We start from the raw sequence: 15,462 nt of genomic DNA, 5'->3' as shown, positions 1-15,462 counted from the left end.
GTAGAAGCGCGGTCGACAGCGGCAAGAGCGCGGTCGACGGCGTTCAGCCGATGAGCACCGCGTACCCCGGCTTGATGACGTCGTCGATGATGGCGAGTCGATCGTCGAAGTGGATGAACGCCGACTTCATCGCGTTCACCGTGAACCGTTCGAGGTCGGCCCAGCCGTAGTCGAACTGGTCGACGAGCACCTTGCACTCCCGGCTCATGGTGGTGTCACTCATCAGCCGGTTGTCGGTGTTCACCGTCACCCGGAACCGCAGTCGGGCCAGCACGTTGAACGGATGGGTCACCAGACTCTCGACGGCACCGGTCTGAACGTTGCTGCTCGGACACAACTCCAGCGGAATCCGCTTGTCGCGCACGTAATTCGCCACATCGCCCAGTTGGGCGTCGGGGAATGCGCCTGCCGCGAGATCGGTGCCGTCCGGCAGGACGATGTCCTCGATGACCCGAACCCCATGCCCGAGGCGATCGGCACCGCAGAAGCTGATCGCCTCGTGGATCGACGGCAGTCCGAACGCCTCACCGGCATGGATGGTGAAGGGTGCGTTGTTCGCCCGCATGTACTCGAACGCATCGAGATGTCTGCTCGGTGGGTAACCGGCCTCGGCGCCCGCGATGTCGAAGCCCGCGACGCCGCGGTGGCGGAATCGCACTGCCAATTCGGCGATCTCCCTCGACCGAGCGGCGTGCCGCATCGCGGTCACCAGAGTGCGCACCTGGATCCTCCGGCCCCGGTCTGCCGCGTGTGCGGTGCCGTCGGCGAATCCTCGCAGCACGGCCTCGACAACCTCGTCGAGGGTCAGGCCGGCTTCCAGATGCTGCTCGGGGGCGAAGCGGACCTCCGCGTACACCACCCCGTCGTCGGCGAGGTCTTCGGCGCATTCACGGGCCACGCGCTCCAGAGCGGCCGCCGTCTGCATCACAGCGACGGTGTGGGTGAACGTCTCGAGGTATCGCACCAAGGATCCGCTGTCGGCGGCGTCACGGAACCACGAGGCCAGGCCGGGGACGTCCTCGGCGGGCAGATCCTCGTACCCCACATCGCGAGCCAACTCCAGCACGGTTCCCGGCCGCAGTCCGCCGTCGAGATGGTCGTGCAAGAGCACCTTCGGCGCGAGGGAGATCGTCGGCAAGTCCAGCGGCGCGGGTGTCATGTGTCGACGGTAACCCGATCGATCACCCGCGACCGGGCTTGCGGCGCTGTCGAACCGATCACGGCGGCCCCGGCCAGTGCCGCCGACCCGGCAGCAAAACGTTGCGGCGTTCCGGTGTACATGGTGAACAGCGGGTCGCCCACGGCCACGCGGTCGCCGGCACTCACATGCAGCTTCACCCCGGCCTCCGCCTGGACTGCTTCGCCCTGCCGTTCTCGGCCCGCACCCAGTCGCCATGCGGCCACGCCGACAGCCATGGCATCGATCGTTTCGACCACTCCGGCGGTCTGTGCGCGGATGACCTCGGACTCGGCGGCCACGGGCAGCGGCGCGCGGGGGTCGCCGCCCTGGGCCCGGATCATCGCGTCCCAGACGTCCATCGCCTTGCCGTTCGACAGGTTGTCCGCCGGATCCACCCCGGTGATCCCCGCGGCGTCGAGCATGGCGGCCGCCAACGCCACGGTGAGTTCGACGACGTCGGGCGGTCCACCACCGGCAAGTACGTCCACGGATTCGGCGACCTCCAGCGCGTTCCCTGCCGTGAGCCCCAGAGGCTCCGACATCGAGGTCAGCAGTGCCGAGGTGTGCACACCTGCTTGGTTTCCCAGCTCCACCATGATCTCGGCCAGCTCGCGTGCATCGGCCTCGGACTTCATGAAGGCTCCGGAGCCGACCTTGACGTCCAGTACCAGCGCGCCGGTTCCCTCGGCGATCTTCTTGCTCATGATCGAACTCGCGATGAGCGGAATCGATTCGACCGTCCCCGTGACGTCGCGCAGTGCATAGAGCTTCTTGTCGGCCGGAGCGAGAGTCGCACCCGCGGCGCAGATCACGGCGCCGACGGACTCGAGCTGCGCGACGATCTCGTCGTTTGTCAGGTCCGCTCGCCAGCCGGCGATGGCCTCGAGCTTGTCCAACGTGCCACCGGTGTGCCCCAGCCCGCGGCCGGACAGTTGCGGCACCGCGACGCCGAAGGACGCGACGAGCGGCGCCAGCGGCAACGTGATCTTGTCCCCCACCCCACCTGTCGAGTGCTTGTCGACGGTCTTCAGCTTCTTGCCGTCGCGCCGGAGATGGGTGAAGTCCATCCGTTCTCCGGAGTTCATCATGGCCGCCGTCCAACGGGCGATCTCCCGGCGGTTCATGCCGCGCAACAGAATCGCCATCGCGAGCGCCGACATCTGCTCCGCGTGCACCGACCCGTGGGTGAACGCATCGATGACCCAGTCGATCTGTCCGTCGGTCAATGCGTGACCGTCTCGTTTGGTGGCGATCACCGTGACCGCGTCATGGATCTCAGGCACCACCGACCTCCTTGTTCCCGTCAGCCCCATCGGCCACTCCGCCATCAACCACTCCGCCATCAACCACTCGGCCGGCCTCGAGATCGGCGGGCCCGAACGAGTCCGGCAGCAGAACGCCCAACGGCTTGGGCCCGTCGCGGTGATCGATCAGCATCGTGTCCCCGCCGTGTTCGAGCAACACTTGTCGACAGCGCCCACAGGGCATCAGGATCTGGCCCCGGCTGTCGGTGCAACTGAGCGCCACGAGGCGCCCACCACCGGAAACGTGGAGGTTTCCGGCCAGCGTGCACTCGGCGCAGAGCCCTAAACCATATGAGACATTTTCCACATTGCAACCGGTAACAATTCGCCCGTCGTCGACTAAGGCGGCCGCGCCCACCGGGTACCGCGAGTAGGGGACGTAGGCACCCTTCATTACCTCTATTGCTTTGTCCCGCAATAGATTCCAATCGATACTGGCCGACATTTCGCAGCCTTTCGCTCGCGACGGACAGCGCGGACGCATCCGCACCTGAGATGTGAAGAATGGTAAGGCAACCCTAATTCGAGATGCCTTGGGGCTCTTGTCGACTCGGGGAGGATTCCACCCTCGTTCAGCTTAGGTTTAAGGTTTGTTTTGTGGGTCCACGATCGAGCTGCCGGAACCGCGCTCGACGCGTCCACCAACGATGTTGGAGGCCAATTTCTCGATGAGCATTCCTACAGAGACCGCGCCCGCCCCGGTGCGCAAACGTTCCCTGTATCGGGGTGACCCAGGCATGTGGTCCTGGGTGCTGCACCGGATCACCGGTGTCTCGATCTTCTTTTTCCTCTTTGTACACGTGCTCGATACGGCAGTGATCCGGATCGACCCCGACAAGTACTCCGAGATCATCGAGACGTACAAGAACCCGATCGTCGGCCTGATGGAAATCGGCCTCGTGGCGTGTGTGCTCTACCACGCTCTCAACGGTGTTCGCATCATCCTCATCGACTTCTGGTCGAAGGGTCCCAAGTACCAGCGTCAGATGCTGTGGATCATCTTGGGCTTGTTCGTCATCCTGTTCGGCGCGGCGACGGTCCGGTTGCTGCAGCTCATCGTGGAACACATCTAGGGAGGCCGGACGATGACCACATCACAAACCCCCCGGATAGCCAAGACGTACGGCACCGACCACGACCGGCCGGCCAGTCTGGACAACCCGCGCTCACCGCGCCGCCCCAAGGGCGGCAACTTCGAGAAGAACGCATGGCTCTTCATGCGCTTCTCCGGCCTGGCGCTGATCATCCTGACCATCGGCCACATGTTCATCATGCTGGCCTGGGACGACGGTGTTCACCGGATCGACGCCTCGTTCGTCGCGGCGCGCTGGAAAGAACCGTTCTGGCAGGTCTGGGACATCTCGATGCTGTGGCTGGCCCAGCTACACGGCGGCAACGGTGTCCGCACGGTGATCGCGGACTACTCGCGTAAAGACTCGACACGTTTCTGGCTGAACGTCCTGCTGGTGCTGTCGATGATCCTGGTGCTGCTCACGGGCACGTACGCCCTGCTCACCTTCGACATCACGAGCGTGGGCTGACCCGATCCGCCTTTCGGCCACGACCGCATGCCTCCGGCGAGCACCCACCGGCCGCATCCGGTGACACTGATGAGAGAGAAGCCATAGATGCAGGAACACCGTTACGACGTGGTGATCGTCGGCGCCGGCGGCGCCGGAATGCGCGCGGCCATCGAAGCCGCGCCGCGCGCCCGAACAGCCGTGCTGACCAAGCTCTACCCCACCCGTAGCCACACCGGCGCGGCCCAGGGTGGCATGTGCGCCGCGCTCGCCAACGTCGAGGAAGACAACTGGGAGTGGCACACGTTCGACACCGTCAAGGGCGGCGACTACCTCGCCGACCAGGACGCGGTCGAGATCATGGCGAAAGAGGCCATCGACGCAGTGCTCGACCTCGAGAAGATGGGTCTGCCGTTCAACCGGACCCCCGAGGGCAAGATCGATCAGCGTCGATTCGGTGGGCACACCCGCGACCACGGCAAGAGCCCGGTCCGTCGGGCCTGCTACGCGGCCGACCGCACCGGCCACATGATCTTGCAGACGCTGTACCAGAACTGCGTCAAGCAGGACGTCGAGTTCTTCAACGAGTTCTACGCGCTCGACATCTGCCTCACCGAGAACGACAAGGGCGAGAAGGTTGCCACCGGTGTGGTCGCCTACGAGTTGGCCACCGGCGAGATCCACGTCTTCCACGCGAAGTCGATCGTCTTCGCGACCGGCGGCTCGGGACGTATGTACAAGACCACGTCCAATGCGCACACCCTCACCGGTGACGGCATGGGCATCGTCTTCCGCAAGGGTCTGCCGCTGGAGGACATGGAGTTCCACCAGTTCCACCCGACAGGTCTTGCCGGGCTGGGCATCCTGATCTCCGAGGCCGTACGCGGCGAGGGCGGCATCCTCCGCAACGTGGACGGTGAGCGGTTCATGGAGCGCTACGCCCCCACCATCAAGGACCTCGCTCCCCGCGACATCGTCGCCCGCTCCATGGTTCTGGAGGTTCTCGAGGGTCGCGGCGCCGGACCGAACAAGGATTACGTCTACATCGACGTGACCCACCTCGGCGAGGAAGTCCTCAACGAGAAACTGCCCGACATCACCGAGTTCGCCCGCACGTATCTCGGCGTCGATCCGGTCACCGAGTACGTCCCCGTGTTCCCCACCTGTCACTACGTCATGGGCGGCATCCCCACCAAGATCAACGGCGAGGTGCTGGCGAACAACGACGAGGTCGTGCACGGGCTGTACGCCGCTGGCGAGTGTGCCTGCGTCTCGGTCCACGGCGCCAACCGCCTCGGCACCAACTCGCTGCTCGACATCAACGTATTCGGTCGTCGTGCCGGCATCGCTGCGGCCGAGTACGCGCAGAACACCGAGTTCCACGAGATGCCCGAGGAGCCGACCAAGATGGTCGACGGCTGGCTCGAGACCATTCTCTCCGAGCACGGACACGAGCGGGTTGCCGACATCCGTACCGAACTGCAGGCCTCGATGGACGCGAACGCCTCGGTGTTCCGTACCGAAGAGACGCTGAAGCAGGCGCTCACCGACATCCACGGATTCAAGGAGCGCTACAACCACATTCGTGTTCACGACAAGGGCAAGCGCTTCAACAGCGACCTGCTCGAGGCGATCGAACTCGGCTTCCTCCTGGAGATGGCCGAGGTCACCGTCGTTGGCGCGCTGAACCGGAAGGAATCGCGCGGCGGTCACGCCCGCGAGGACTACCCCGATCGCGACGACACCAACTACATGCGGCACACGATGGCGTACAAGAAGGGCGACACCCTTCTCTCCGACATCGAGTTGGACTACAAGCCAGTGGTCCAGACCCGTTACGAGCCGATGGAGCGGAAGTACTGATGACCGTAACCACTGATGTCGCCGCCGGCGAAGCACCCGACGGCCCCGCACTCCCCCCGGTCCCCGATGAGGCGACCATGGTGACCCTGAAGATCCGCCGGTTCAACCCGGAAGATCCGGACGCACAGGGCTTCGAGAGCTTCCGCGTGCCTGCCCTGCAGACCGACCGCCTGCTCAACCTGCTCCTGTACGTGAAGGGCTACCTCGACGGCACCCTGACGTTCCGCCGCTCGTGCGCTCACGGTGTCTGCGGTTCGGACGCCATGCGGATCAACGGTGTGAACCGGCTGGCCTGCAAGCTGCTGATGAAGGACATGCTCCCCAAGGACAAGTCCAAGGAGATCACCATCACGGTGGAGCCGATTCGCGGCCTACCGGTGGAAAAGGATCTGGTGGTCGACATGGAGCCGTTCTTCGACGCGTTCCGCGCCGTGAAGCCGTTCCTGATGACCAGCGGCAACGAGCCGACCCGTGAGCGCATCCAGAGCCAGACCGACCGCGCCCGGTTCGACGACACCACCAAGTGCATTCTGTGCGCATGCTGCACCACCAGTTGCCCTGTGTACTGGAGCGAGGGCAGCTACTTCGGCCCCGCAGCCATCGTCAACGCTCACCGCTTCATCTTCGACAGCCGCGACGAAGGTGCCGCAGAGCGTCTGGACATCCTCAACGAGGTCGACGGCGTGTGGCGTTGCCGCACCACCTTCAACTGCACCGACGCCTGCCCTCGCGGCATCCAGGTGACCCAGGCCATCCAGGAAGTCAAGCGCGCGTTGATGTTTGCCCGCTGATCTGAGCAAGTTCGCGACACACACGATGGCCGTCACCTCGAGGTGACGGCCATTGTGCTGTCCGGGGCCGGTTCAGTAGTGGTAGGTGTCCGACGGGGCTGGCATGTGGTCGGGGTCGTCGTATTCTTCGCTGAATTCGATGCCGTAGGCACGCGCGAGGTCGAGGATCTTGGTGCCGCGAGCAATGCGTGGCAGATCGGACCCGTTGCGAATCTCGCCGCCGTCACGTTCGAACTCGGCAAAGAACTCCAGCGCCCAAGCGATCTCCTCGTGCGAGGGTGAGAGACCCTCGTTGACCGCAGCGCACTGGTCGGGCGTCAGGCAGATCTTTCCCGTCATCCCGAACTCGGCGCTCACGGCCGTGGCCTCGCTCAGCTTGAGCGCCGACGACCCGACCGTGGGCCCGTCGATCGCACTTGGCAGGTGGGCCGCTTTCGCGGCGATGGTGAAGCGCGATCGGGCGTACGCGAGCGTGGCGGGCTGATCGCCGAAACCGGTGTCACGCCGGAAGTCGCCGATACCGAAGGCCAGTCTGAAAGTACCCTTGGCCAAAGCGATCTCGCTGATCCGCTCCAAACCGCGGGCGGTCTCGACCAATGCGACGATCGGCACACCCGGTAGTCGTTTGGCGGTCTCGGTCACGTGGTCGACCGACTCGACCATGGCCAGCATCACGCCTCCGACCGTCACCTTGCTCAGCGCGTCGAGATCGTCGGCCCACCACTGCGTACCGAAGCCGTTGACACGTACCCAGTCGCGATTTCCGTCCCCGAGCCAGCGGACCACGTTCTCACGGGCGGCCACCTTGTCCCTCGGGGCGACGGCGTCCTCGATGTCGAGAACGACGATGTCGGCACGCGACTGGACAGCAGCCTGGAACCTCTCGTACTGCAGACCGTTCACCAGCAGCCAGCTGCGCGCCAGCACCGGGTCGATACGAAAACCGATGTCGTCGGGGTCGATGGCGGTGGCATTCTTCGGAGCGTTCACAACACACAATGGTCCTCTATCGATCCACGTCGGATCAACGGGGGCAAGGGCCTGCGCGTCGTTGCCGACCAGGAAGCCCGCGAGACGCGCAAATAGTCGGGTCCGCGGTGGGTTCATCAACTAAATCAGTCGTTGTGTTACTGATCTGGAAACAATTTCGTTGTTGTGGCGCGATTTGACTGTCGAAACCGTACGGTAAGCATGTTCGATCCCCTCACCGTCCGGAGATACCCATGGCCATTTCGGAAGCACCCGGTACCGCCGTCTCAGACAAGGGTCTGCGCGCCGGCTCACTGGGATTGGTGGGCAACGTCGTCATCGGCCTGTCGGCCGTGGCACCCGCCTACAGCCTCGCCGCCACTCTCGGTTTTGTTGTCGCAGCAGTGCACGAAAAGGCTCCGGCCATGTTCGTGCTCGCATTCATTCCCATGTTGCTGATCGCGTTCGCCTATCGCGAGCTCGGACAGGACACCCCCGACTGCGGCACCACGTTCACATGGGGCACCAAGGCGTTCGGGCCCTGGGTCGGCTGGATCGGCGGCTGGGGCCTGGCGGTGTCGGCGATCATCGTGCTCGCCAACGTGGCCGAGGTCGCCGGCGTCTACCTACTGCGGTTCCTCCACCTCGATTCCTGGGCCGAGAACATCTGGGTGAAGGTGCTGCTGGGCAGCGCCCTGATCGTGATGATGACCTGGGTCAGCATCCGCGGCATCGTCATCAGCGAGCGGATGCAGAACGTCCTGATCACCGTTCAGTTCGGTGTCCTCATCACCGCCAGCGTGATCGCCCTCGTCAAGGTCGGGCTCGACAAGGCCGGCCCACAGGCGATCAATCCCGAGCTCAGCTGGCTGTGGCCGAGTGGCCTGAGTTCGTCGGCGATCGCCGAAGCCGTCATCCTCTGCATCTTCATCTACTGGGGCTGGGACGCCTGCCTGGCCGTCGGCGAGGAGACCAAGGACTCCGCGAAAACACCGGGCCGCGCTGCCGTCCTCACCACGATCATCCTGGTCTGCACCTACGTCTTGGTCGCCTACGCCATCCAGTCGTTTGCCGGATTCGGCGACACCGGCATCGGCCTGAACAACGAAGAGAACGCCGACGACGTGCTGACCATCCTCGGTGACCCGGTTGCCGGCGCCGTGCTCTCGGCGCTACTGCTGCTCACCGTGTCGATATCGGCGCTGTCGTCCACACAGTCCACCATCCTGCCGACCGCCCGCGGAACGCTGTCCATGGCCGTCTACGGGGCGATCCCCAAACGCTTCGCGACCATCCATCCGCGGTACATGACACCGGCATTCGGCACAGCCGTCATGGGCGGGGCCGCGCTCGCGTTCTACCTCGTGTTGTCACTCGTCAGCGCCAACACCCTCGGCGACTCGGTGGCGTCTCTGGGCCTGGCGGTCGCGTTCTATTACGGGATCACCGCGTATGCCTGTGTCTGGTACTTCCGCAAGACACTGTTCACGTCTGTCCGAAACCTGTTCTTCCGCGGCATCTTCCCGCTTCTCGGTGCCCTTGCGATGACGTGGGCGTTCATCAAGAGCGCTGTCGACATGTACTCGATCGACTACGGGTACACCTCCGTCGGGGGCGTCGGCGGTGTGTTCGTCATGGGTGTGGGCATGTTGGTGCTCGGGATCCCACTGATGTTGCTGTGCTTCGCCTTCGGGCCGAAGGACTTCTGGAAGGGCAAGACCCTCAATGCCCGCACCGAAGTCAAGGTCCCTGATGTGTACTGAGGTCAGACAGCCGTCCGCACCCGCAGTGCCCGCTCACACCCTGACCACAACGCCTGTAACGAAAGCCGGTTCACACTCATGAGATTGACAGTGGGTTACCTCTACACCGACACCGGTGATGACGGGGTGAACCTCGCCATCGCCATCGCTCGTGCCACCGGGGCTGCGATCGACCTCGTCTGCGTGGTACGTGAAACCGAGCCGGATGGTTCACCGGGTCGGACGAGCTACCAAGAGGCGCTGGTCCGGAAAGCACAGCAGTGGCTCGACGAGGTGGTCGAGGACATCCCAGACGGCATCGATGTGAAGACGCACACCCCGGTCGCCGAATCGTTCCCCCAATGTCTCATCGAGTTCGCTCTCGAGACCAAGGCAGCGATGATCGTGGTGGGTGGCACGAGCGACGGCATCCTGGGCAAACACACCCTCGGAACCATCTCGTCGGCTCTGACCCACGCCTCACCGGTACCGGTCGCCCTGGCGCCCCGCGGATACAGCCGCGTCGACATCCCCACCATCGACACGCTGACGGTGGCCGTGCCGACTGCCGAATCGAAAGACAATCCGCTCCCGTTTGCCCTCGGCCTCGCGCGGGAGGGCGGATTGAATCTCCGTCTCCTGTCGCTGGTCTCCCACGACGGATACGCCGGTGCCGACGACGGTTCATCCGAGGTTCGCGCCCGCCACGTCGCCGCGGCGCAGGCCAACCTCAGGCTCGCCGAAGAGAGTTGTGGTGGAGCGGTCGGCATCGAATCGCTTGTCGCCGACGGCGACACGGTCGAGGAAGCGCTCGACGAATTGCGCTGGGGACCGGGAGATGTCGTGGTGATCGGGTCAGGACGGCTCGCTCCCCCACGCCGGGCTTTCCTGGGTTCCATGTCGGCCCGCATCCTGAGGAACACCGATGCACCGATCATCGTCGTACCCAAGGACTTCACGCCCTGACCTGCCCGATCTTGGTGGGTTCGGGCGAAGCCGACCTGCACAGACGCTCGCCCGAACCCACCAAGATCGGGGTCAGGAGTCGAAGCCGAGGCCCAGCGCATCCATGGTCTTGAGCCACAGGCCCCGCCGGCCCTGATTGCGGTCGGCACGCGCGAACTCATGGCGGGTGACGGTGATCCCGAACCACCGCAGCGGCTCCGGCGGGAAGGGCAGCGGTTTTTTCTTCACCATCTTCAGCCGGGTTCGTTCGGTGTCCTTGCCGTCGACGAGGTCTAGCGCGGTGCGCGCCCCGAAGTGTGAGGCCCCGACACCGAGCCCGGTGAAACCGAGTACGGACACCACCTTGCCGCCCATGCTCACATCCCAGAAGTTGCTGAACCGCGAGCAGGTGTCGATCACACCTCCCCAGGCGTGGCTGGCCTTGATCCCTTCCAGCTGCGGGAACACCTGCAACAGATGTTCGGCCAGCAGGGCGAATTCCGCCGGGCGCTGGGCATGCCGGGGATCGGTGTCCGAACCGTAGTGGTAGATCGCATCCCAGCCGCCGAACAGGATGCGGTTGTCGGCGGTGAGCCGGAAATAGTGGAAACGGTTGCCCGAGTCGGCAAGTCCCTGACGGCCCGTCCAGCCGATGGCCGCGAACTGCGCATCGGTGAGCGGTTCGGTCATGATCGCGTAGTCCCACACCGGCACCATCAGATGACCGAGCTTGCGGCGCAGCGGTTTTGATGCTGCCGTCGCCAGTATCACCTTGGCGGCATCAACCGTGCCGTAGCCCGTCTGCAGGTGCACACGTTCACCCATCGAACGGAGATCGGTGACCTCGCTGTGTTCGTACACGCGGACACCGAGGCGTTCGGCTGCTGCGGCCAGACCCCAGGCGAGGCGCGCAGGATCGATCAGGATCACGTCGGGGTCGTACACCGCCCCGTGGGCCATCGGGCTCGAGATGTGGCGGGCGAGCTCGTCGGCATCGAGGAACCGCAACGGCTGGTCGAGGACTCGACCCTGACGCGCAACCTCTTTCAGGTCGTCCACCTGCCACTGGAAATTGGCGATGTCGAGCTCACCGTTGCGCTCTGCGTCGGCATCGATGCCAAGGCGCCGCATCGCCGCCTCGATCTCATCGAGTGTCTCCACACCCATCTGGAGCAGCTCGGGCAACTCATCGGCGTAGCGGTCCAGTCCGTTCACCAGGCCGTGGGTCAGACTGGCCGAACAGAACCCGCCGTTGCGTCCAGACGCTCCTTCGGCGATCCGCGCGCCTTCGAGCAGGATGACCGACCGCGCAGGATCTGCCTCGGCCGCCTGCACCGCTGCCCACAGGCCGGTGAACCCACCGCCTACGATCACCAGGTCTGCAGTGGTCGAGCCGCTCAGCCGCCCCCGGGCAACCGGGCGTTCGGGCCGGTCGAGCCAGAAGGGCGCCGGCGCCGCCTCGGCGACCACGGCCGTTCCGCGGGCGGTGGGCGAGGATGCCCACGCCGCGGACTTCTCTACTGCGGCAGGGTGAAAATTGTTCGGTGCCATGGTTTTTGCGATACTCCTGTGATGTCGCTCATCACGTGTTTGATGGTGAGGTATTCGTCCAGCGAGTAGGTGGACATGTCCTTGCCGAATCCGGACGCACCGACTCCGCCGTGCGGCATCTCGCTGATGATCGGGATGTGGTCGTTGATCCAGACGCACCCGGCCCGGATCTCGCGGGAGGCGCGCTGAGCTCGATACAGATCACGGGTCCATGCCGATGCGGCCAACCCGTACACGGTGTCGTTGGCGCGGCGCAGTGCATCGTCATCGTCGTCGAAAGCGCTGACGGTCAGTACGGGACCGAAGACCTCGTCTCGATACACCTCGGCATCTTCGGGTACGTCGGCGAGCAGGGTCGGCGGATAGAAGGCGCCTGGGCCCTCTGGAACGGTGCCGCCGGTGACCACCCTGATGCCACCGTCGCGGGCGCGATCCACCATCGCCGACACCTTGTCGCGATGGGCAGCCGAGATGAGTGGGCCCATGTCGGTCGCCGGATCGGTGGGATCACCCATCCTCACGGCCGACATCAACTCGGCCACACCGGCCACGAAGTCGTCGTACAGGGGTCGAGCCACGATGGCCCGCGTGGCGGCGGTGCAGTCCTGGCCGGAGTTGATCAACGCCCCGGCGACCGCGCCGTGGATGGCTGCCTCTAGGTCGGCGTCGTCGAACACCACCAGTGGGGCCTTGCCCCCTAGTTCCAACTGCACCCGGGTGCCGTGAACCGCTGCCTGAGCCATCACCTGACGGCCGACCCCGGTCGATCCGGTGAAGGTGACCACGTCGACGCCGGCATGTCCGGCGATGGCGGCACCCACCTCCGCGCCGGTACCGGTCAACACGTTGAACACCCCGTCGGGCAGTCCTGCCTCCGAGGCCAGACGGGCCAACGTCAACGTGGTCAGGGGCGTGAGTTCGGCGGGCTTGAGGACCACGGTGCATCCGGCGGCCAATGCAGGCATGACCTTCCAGACCGCCATCTGCAACGGATAGTTCCACGGCGTGATGGACCCGACCACACCGACGGGTTCGCGCCGGATGGATGAGGTGTGCTCACCGGAGTACTCCGCCGTCGCCTTCCCTTCCAGGTTGCGGGCCAGACCCGCAAAGAAGGTGGTGTTGTCGACACATCCGGGCACGTCGAACTCGGTGGCGAGCCGGATGGGTTTTCCGGTGTGACTGACCTCTTCGGCCGCGAGGGCGTCGCCGGCCGCCGACATGGCGGATGCGAGCTCGGCCAGCACCGCACCACGATGCGCCGGTGTCGCGGACGCCCAGTCCCGCAGCGCATCTCGCGCGACGTCCACTGCAGTGTCCACGTCCTGCGCCGTGGCGAGGGACGTGGAGGCGACAGCCTTACCGGTGGCCGGATCGATGACGTCGTGCGTGGGCCCTGCGCCGACGAGCTCGGCACCACCCACCCAACCGGCGGCAAACGACGATGTCTTGGTCATGAAGGTCCTCGCACATGCGTGGTCGATTGGTCAGCGGTGCCTGCCACCTTACTGACCGATTGCGAAATCCGCGACCGTATTGCCTTTTGAACGACTAATTCGCCCGTTGTTGTTGCAGTCCGCTACGAAATCCGTAACCATGGCAATGCGAAGATCGAACCAGGATGCGCATCGAGAAGAATCGGGACCATGACCGATCAGCAACCGATAGCCCTAGACGACATCTCCAAGCAGATCATCGAGGAGCTGCAGGCCGATGGCCGACGTTCCTATGCCTCGGTGGGCAAGGCGGTGGGACTGTCGGAGGCTGCGGTGCGCAACCGGGTTCAGCGACTCAGCGATGCCGGGGTATTGCAGATCGTGGCGGTCACCGATCCCATGCAGGTGGGATTCGCCCGCCAGGCGATGATCGGGATCCGTTGCACCGGAGACACTGCCGAGTTGGCTGATGCACTGGCAACCATCGAGGAGATCGATTACGTCGTGCTCACGGCCGGCTCCTTCGACATCGTCATCGAAGTGGTGTGCGAGGACGACGAGCATCTGCTGGACGTGCTGAACAAGAAGGTCCGATCGCAGCCTGGTGTGACCGGGACCGAGACCCTGGTCTACCTGAAATTGGTTAAACAACAATACAATTGGGGTACGCGATGACCGCTCTCGACACCGAGACAACAAGCCTGGGCACCCGCTCGGCACGCCACCTGTGGGGACATTTCTCCCGGCACGGCGACCAGACCATCCCTCCCGTGATCACCCGCGGCGAAGGGGCACGGATCTTCGATGATCGCGGGCAAAGCTACCTCGACGGCCTCTCGGGCCTGTTCGTGGTGCAGGCCGGGCACGGACGTGACGAGCTCGCCGACGCCGCCGCCAGACAGGCAAAGGAACTGGCGTTCTTCCCCTTGTGGTCGTACGCCACGCCACCAGCGATCGAACTGGCCGAGCGCCTCGCGGGATACGCCCCCGGCGACCTGAACCGGGTGTTCTTCACCACCGGCGGCGGCGAGGCCGTCGAGAGTGCGTGGAAGCTGGCCAAGCAGTACTTCAAGCTCAAGGGCAAACCCGGAAAGCACAAGGTGATCTCGCGGGCGATCGCCTACCACGGCACACCGCAGGGAGCGCTCGCGATCACCGGCATCCCGGCACTCAAAGAGGCCTTCGAGCCTTTGACACCCGGTGCCTTCCGCGTGCCCAACACCAACATCTACCGCGCGACCGAGCACGGCGACGACCCGAAGGCGTTCGGCAGGTGGGCGGCCGACCGGATCGCCGAAGCGATCGAGTTCGAGGGCCCCGACACCGTCGCGGCGGTCTTCCTGGAGCCGGTACAGAACGCCGGCGGCTGTTTTCCGCCCCCGCCCGGCTATTTCCAGCGGGTCCGCGAGATCTGCGACGAGTACGACGTTCTGCTGGTGTCGGACGAGGTGATCTGTGCCTTCGGGCGGATCGGTTCCATGTTCGCCTGCAGCGACTTCGACTACATCCCCGACATGATCACGTGCGCCAAGGGGATGACGTCGGGCTACTCCCCGATCGGCGCGATGATCGCCTCGGATCGGTTGTTCGAACCCTTCAACGACAACTCGACCTCGTTCGCTCACGGATACACCTTTGGCGGACATCCTGTTTCGGCCGCCGTTGCGTTGGCGAACCTCGACATCTTCGAGCGCGAAGGCCTCAACGACAGGGTGAGGGACCTCGCGCCGGCGTTCCGCTCGACCCTGGAACGGCTGAACGATCTGCCGATCGTCGGGGATGTACGTGGCGAGGGCTACTTCTACGGGATCGAATTGGTCAAGGACAAGACGACCAAGGAAACGTTCACTCCCGATGAGTCCGAACGCGTCCTGCGCGGCTTCCTCTCCACGGCACTGTTCGACGCGGGCCTCTACTGCCGGGCCGACGATCGCGGCGACCCGGTTGTCCAACTCGCGCCACCGCTGATCTGCGGACAGGCCGAATTCGACGAGATCGAGCAGATCCTGCGTTCGGTTCTGACCGAGGCGTACAGCAAGATCTGACCTGCGCCGAGGCCTGGTCCGGTGACCCCTCCCGGACCAGGCTTCGGCGGCGGTCGCCGAGCCCCGACTTTCACTCAGCCTGAGCCGAACCCTGTCCCGCGGCGGCATGCTCGGAC

The 15,462-nt window shown here is 64.8% G+C and carries 13 protein-coding genes and 1 pseudogene; 8 read left to right on the top strand and 6 right to left on the bottom strand.

The window, feature by feature from the left end:
- Positions 1-43: 43 nt before the first annotated feature.
- The 3 genes and pseudogenes from WIMU1_RS20920 to WIMU1_RS25895 form a co-directional block, all read right to left on the bottom strand.
- A complete protein-coding gene (locus WIMU1_RS20920) occupies positions 44-1,159 on the bottom strand; it encodes an adenosine deaminase (RefSeq protein WP_062800077.1) in 1,116 nt (371 codons plus the stop codon).
- A complete protein-coding gene (locus WIMU1_RS20915; protein ID WP_062800076.1) occupies positions 1,156-2,493 on the bottom strand; it encodes a thymidine phosphorylase in 1,338 nt (445 codons plus the stop codon). The genes WIMU1_RS20920 and WIMU1_RS20915 overlap by 4 nt, the downstream gene beginning before the upstream one ends.
- A gap of 34 nt (positions 2,494-2,527) precedes the next feature.
- Positions 2,528-2,929: pseudogene (locus WIMU1_RS25895) on the bottom strand (cytidine deaminase); the annotation flags it as partial.
- A 223-nt stretch (positions 2,930-3,152) separates the two neighbouring features.
- On the opposite strand from WIMU1_RS25895, the gene sdhC reads away from it, so the two are divergent.
- The 4 genes from sdhC (at position 3,153) to WIMU1_RS20895 (ending at position 6,658) form a co-directional block, all read left to right on the top strand.
- Positions 3,153-3,557 carry a succinate dehydrogenase, cytochrome b556 subunit gene (gene sdhC, locus WIMU1_RS20910; protein WP_038254497.1) on the top strand — a complete coding sequence of 135 codons (405 nt, stop codon included), beginning with the start codon at positions 3,153-3,155 and terminating at the stop codon, positions 3,555-3,557.
- Between the two features lie 12 nt (positions 3,558-3,569).
- Positions 3,570-4,025 (top strand): succinate dehydrogenase hydrophobic membrane anchor subunit, encoded by a 456-nt coding sequence (locus tag WIMU1_RS20905; protein WP_023962128.1) that lies wholly within the window; start codon positions 3,570-3,572, stop codon positions 4,023-4,025.
- Between the two features lie 87 nt (positions 4,026-4,112).
- The gene (gene sdhA / locus WIMU1_RS20900) at positions 4,113-5,867 is read left to right on the top strand and encodes a succinate dehydrogenase flavoprotein subunit (protein WP_023962126.1); all 1,755 of its coding nucleotides are present in this window, start codon (positions 4,113-4,115) and stop codon (positions 5,865-5,867) included.
- The gene (locus WIMU1_RS20895) at positions 5,867-6,658 is read left to right on the top strand and encodes a succinate dehydrogenase iron-sulfur subunit (protein ID WP_023962124.1); all 792 of its coding nucleotides are present in this window, start codon (positions 5,867-5,869) and stop codon (positions 6,656-6,658) included. The genes sdhA and WIMU1_RS20895 overlap by 1 nt, the downstream gene beginning before the upstream one ends.
- A gap of 72 nt (positions 6,659-6,730) precedes the next feature.
- On the opposite strand, the gene WIMU1_RS20890 is transcribed toward WIMU1_RS20895, so the two are convergent.
- Positions 6,731-7,648, bottom strand: a complete 918-nt coding sequence (locus tag WIMU1_RS20890; RefSeq protein WP_062800291.1) for an HpcH/HpaI aldolase/citrate lyase family protein — start codon at positions 7,646-7,648, stop codon at positions 6,731-6,733.
- 233 nt (positions 7,649-7,881) lie between these two features.
- Here WIMU1_RS20890 and WIMU1_RS20885 point away from each other — a divergent pair, with 233 nt between their 5' ends.
- Both WIMU1_RS20885 and WIMU1_RS20880 read left to right on the top strand, forming a co-directional pair.
- Entirely contained in the window at positions 7,882-9,390 is a 1,509-nt protein-coding gene (locus WIMU1_RS20885) for an APC family permease (protein WP_062800074.1), read from the top strand.
- Positions 9,391-9,468: 78 nt separating this feature from the next.
- Entirely contained in the window at positions 9,469-10,335 is an 867-nt protein-coding gene (locus tag WIMU1_RS20880) for a universal stress protein (RefSeq protein WP_062800072.1), read from the top strand.
- A 72-nt stretch (positions 10,336-10,407) separates the two neighbouring features.
- On the opposite strand, the gene WIMU1_RS20875 is transcribed toward WIMU1_RS20880, so the two are convergent.
- Both WIMU1_RS20875 and WIMU1_RS20870 read right to left on the bottom strand, forming a co-directional pair.
- Positions 10,408-11,865, bottom strand: a complete 1,458-nt coding sequence (locus tag WIMU1_RS20875; RefSeq protein WP_062800070.1) for an NAD(P)/FAD-dependent oxidoreductase — start codon at positions 11,863-11,865, stop codon at positions 10,408-10,410.
- Positions 11,832-13,322, bottom strand: coding sequence for a gamma-aminobutyraldehyde dehydrogenase (locus tag WIMU1_RS20870; protein ID WP_062800068.1), 1,491 nt, complete (start codon positions 13,320-13,322; stop codon positions 11,832-11,834). Before WIMU1_RS20870 ends, WIMU1_RS20875 begins: the two co-directional genes overlap by 34 nt.
- 189 nt (positions 13,323-13,511) lie before the next feature.
- Between WIMU1_RS20870 and WIMU1_RS20865 the strand changes: the two genes are divergently transcribed.
- Both WIMU1_RS20865 and WIMU1_RS20860 read left to right on the top strand, forming a co-directional pair.
- Positions 13,512-13,976 (top strand): Lrp/AsnC family transcriptional regulator, encoded by a 465-nt coding sequence (locus WIMU1_RS20865; protein ID WP_023962114.1) that lies wholly within the window; start codon positions 13,512-13,514, stop codon positions 13,974-13,976.
- Positions 13,973-15,346, top strand: a complete 1,374-nt coding sequence (locus tag WIMU1_RS20860; protein ID WP_062800066.1) for an aspartate aminotransferase family protein — start codon at positions 13,973-13,975, stop codon at positions 15,344-15,346. The genes WIMU1_RS20865 and WIMU1_RS20860 overlap by 4 nt, the downstream gene beginning before the upstream one ends.
- Positions 15,347-15,462: the final 116 nt, after the last annotated feature.

Origin of the sequence: Williamsia muralis NBRC 105860 (assembly GCF_001598915.1) — a bacterium.
Taxonomy (GTDB): Bacteria; Actinomycetota; Actinomycetes; order Mycobacteriales; family Mycobacteriaceae; genus Williamsia; species Williamsia muralis.
This window is presented reverse-complemented; position numbering and strand designations above follow the sequence as displayed.

Coding starts and splice junctions, on each gene's coding strand:
- WIMU1_RS20860 (WP_062800066.1), top strand. CDS start 13,973: ATGACCGCTCTCGACACCGAGACAACAAGCCTGGGCACCCGCTCGGCA.
- sdhC (WP_038254497.1), top strand. CDS start 3,153: ATGAGCATTCCTACAGAGACCGCGCCCGCCCCGGTGCGCAAACGTTCC.
- WIMU1_RS20895 (WP_023962124.1), top strand. CDS start 5,867: ATGACCGTAACCACTGATGTCGCCGCCGGCGAAGCACCCGACGGCCCC.
- WIMU1_RS20865 (WP_023962114.1), top strand. CDS start 13,512: ATGACCGATCAGCAACCGATAGCCCTAGACGACATCTCCAAGCAGATC.
- WIMU1_RS20885 (WP_062800074.1), top strand. CDS start 7,882: ATGGCCATTTCGGAAGCACCCGGTACCGCCGTCTCAGACAAGGGTCTG.
- WIMU1_RS20875 (WP_062800070.1), bottom strand. CDS start 11,865: ATGGCACCGAACAATTTTCACCCTGCCGCAGTAGAGAAGTCCGCGGCG.
- WIMU1_RS20915 (WP_062800076.1), bottom strand. CDS start 2,493: ATGGGGCTGACGGGAACAAGGAGGTCGGTGGTGCCTGAGATCCATGAC.
- sdhA (WP_023962126.1), top strand. CDS start 4,113: ATGCAGGAACACCGTTACGACGTGGTGATCGTCGGCGCCGGCGGCGCC.
- WIMU1_RS20870 (WP_062800068.1), bottom strand. CDS start 13,322: ATGACCAAGACATCGTCGTTTGCCGCCGGTTGGGTGGGTGGTGCCGAG.
- WIMU1_RS20920 (WP_062800077.1), bottom strand. CDS start 1,159: ATGACACCCGCGCCGCTGGACTTGCCGACGATCTCCCTCGCGCCGAAG.
- WIMU1_RS20905 (WP_023962128.1), top strand. CDS start 3,570: ATGACCACATCACAAACCCCCCGGATAGCCAAGACGTACGGCACCGAC.
- WIMU1_RS20880 (WP_062800072.1), top strand. CDS start 9,469: ATGAGATTGACAGTGGGTTACCTCTACACCGACACCGGTGATGACGGG.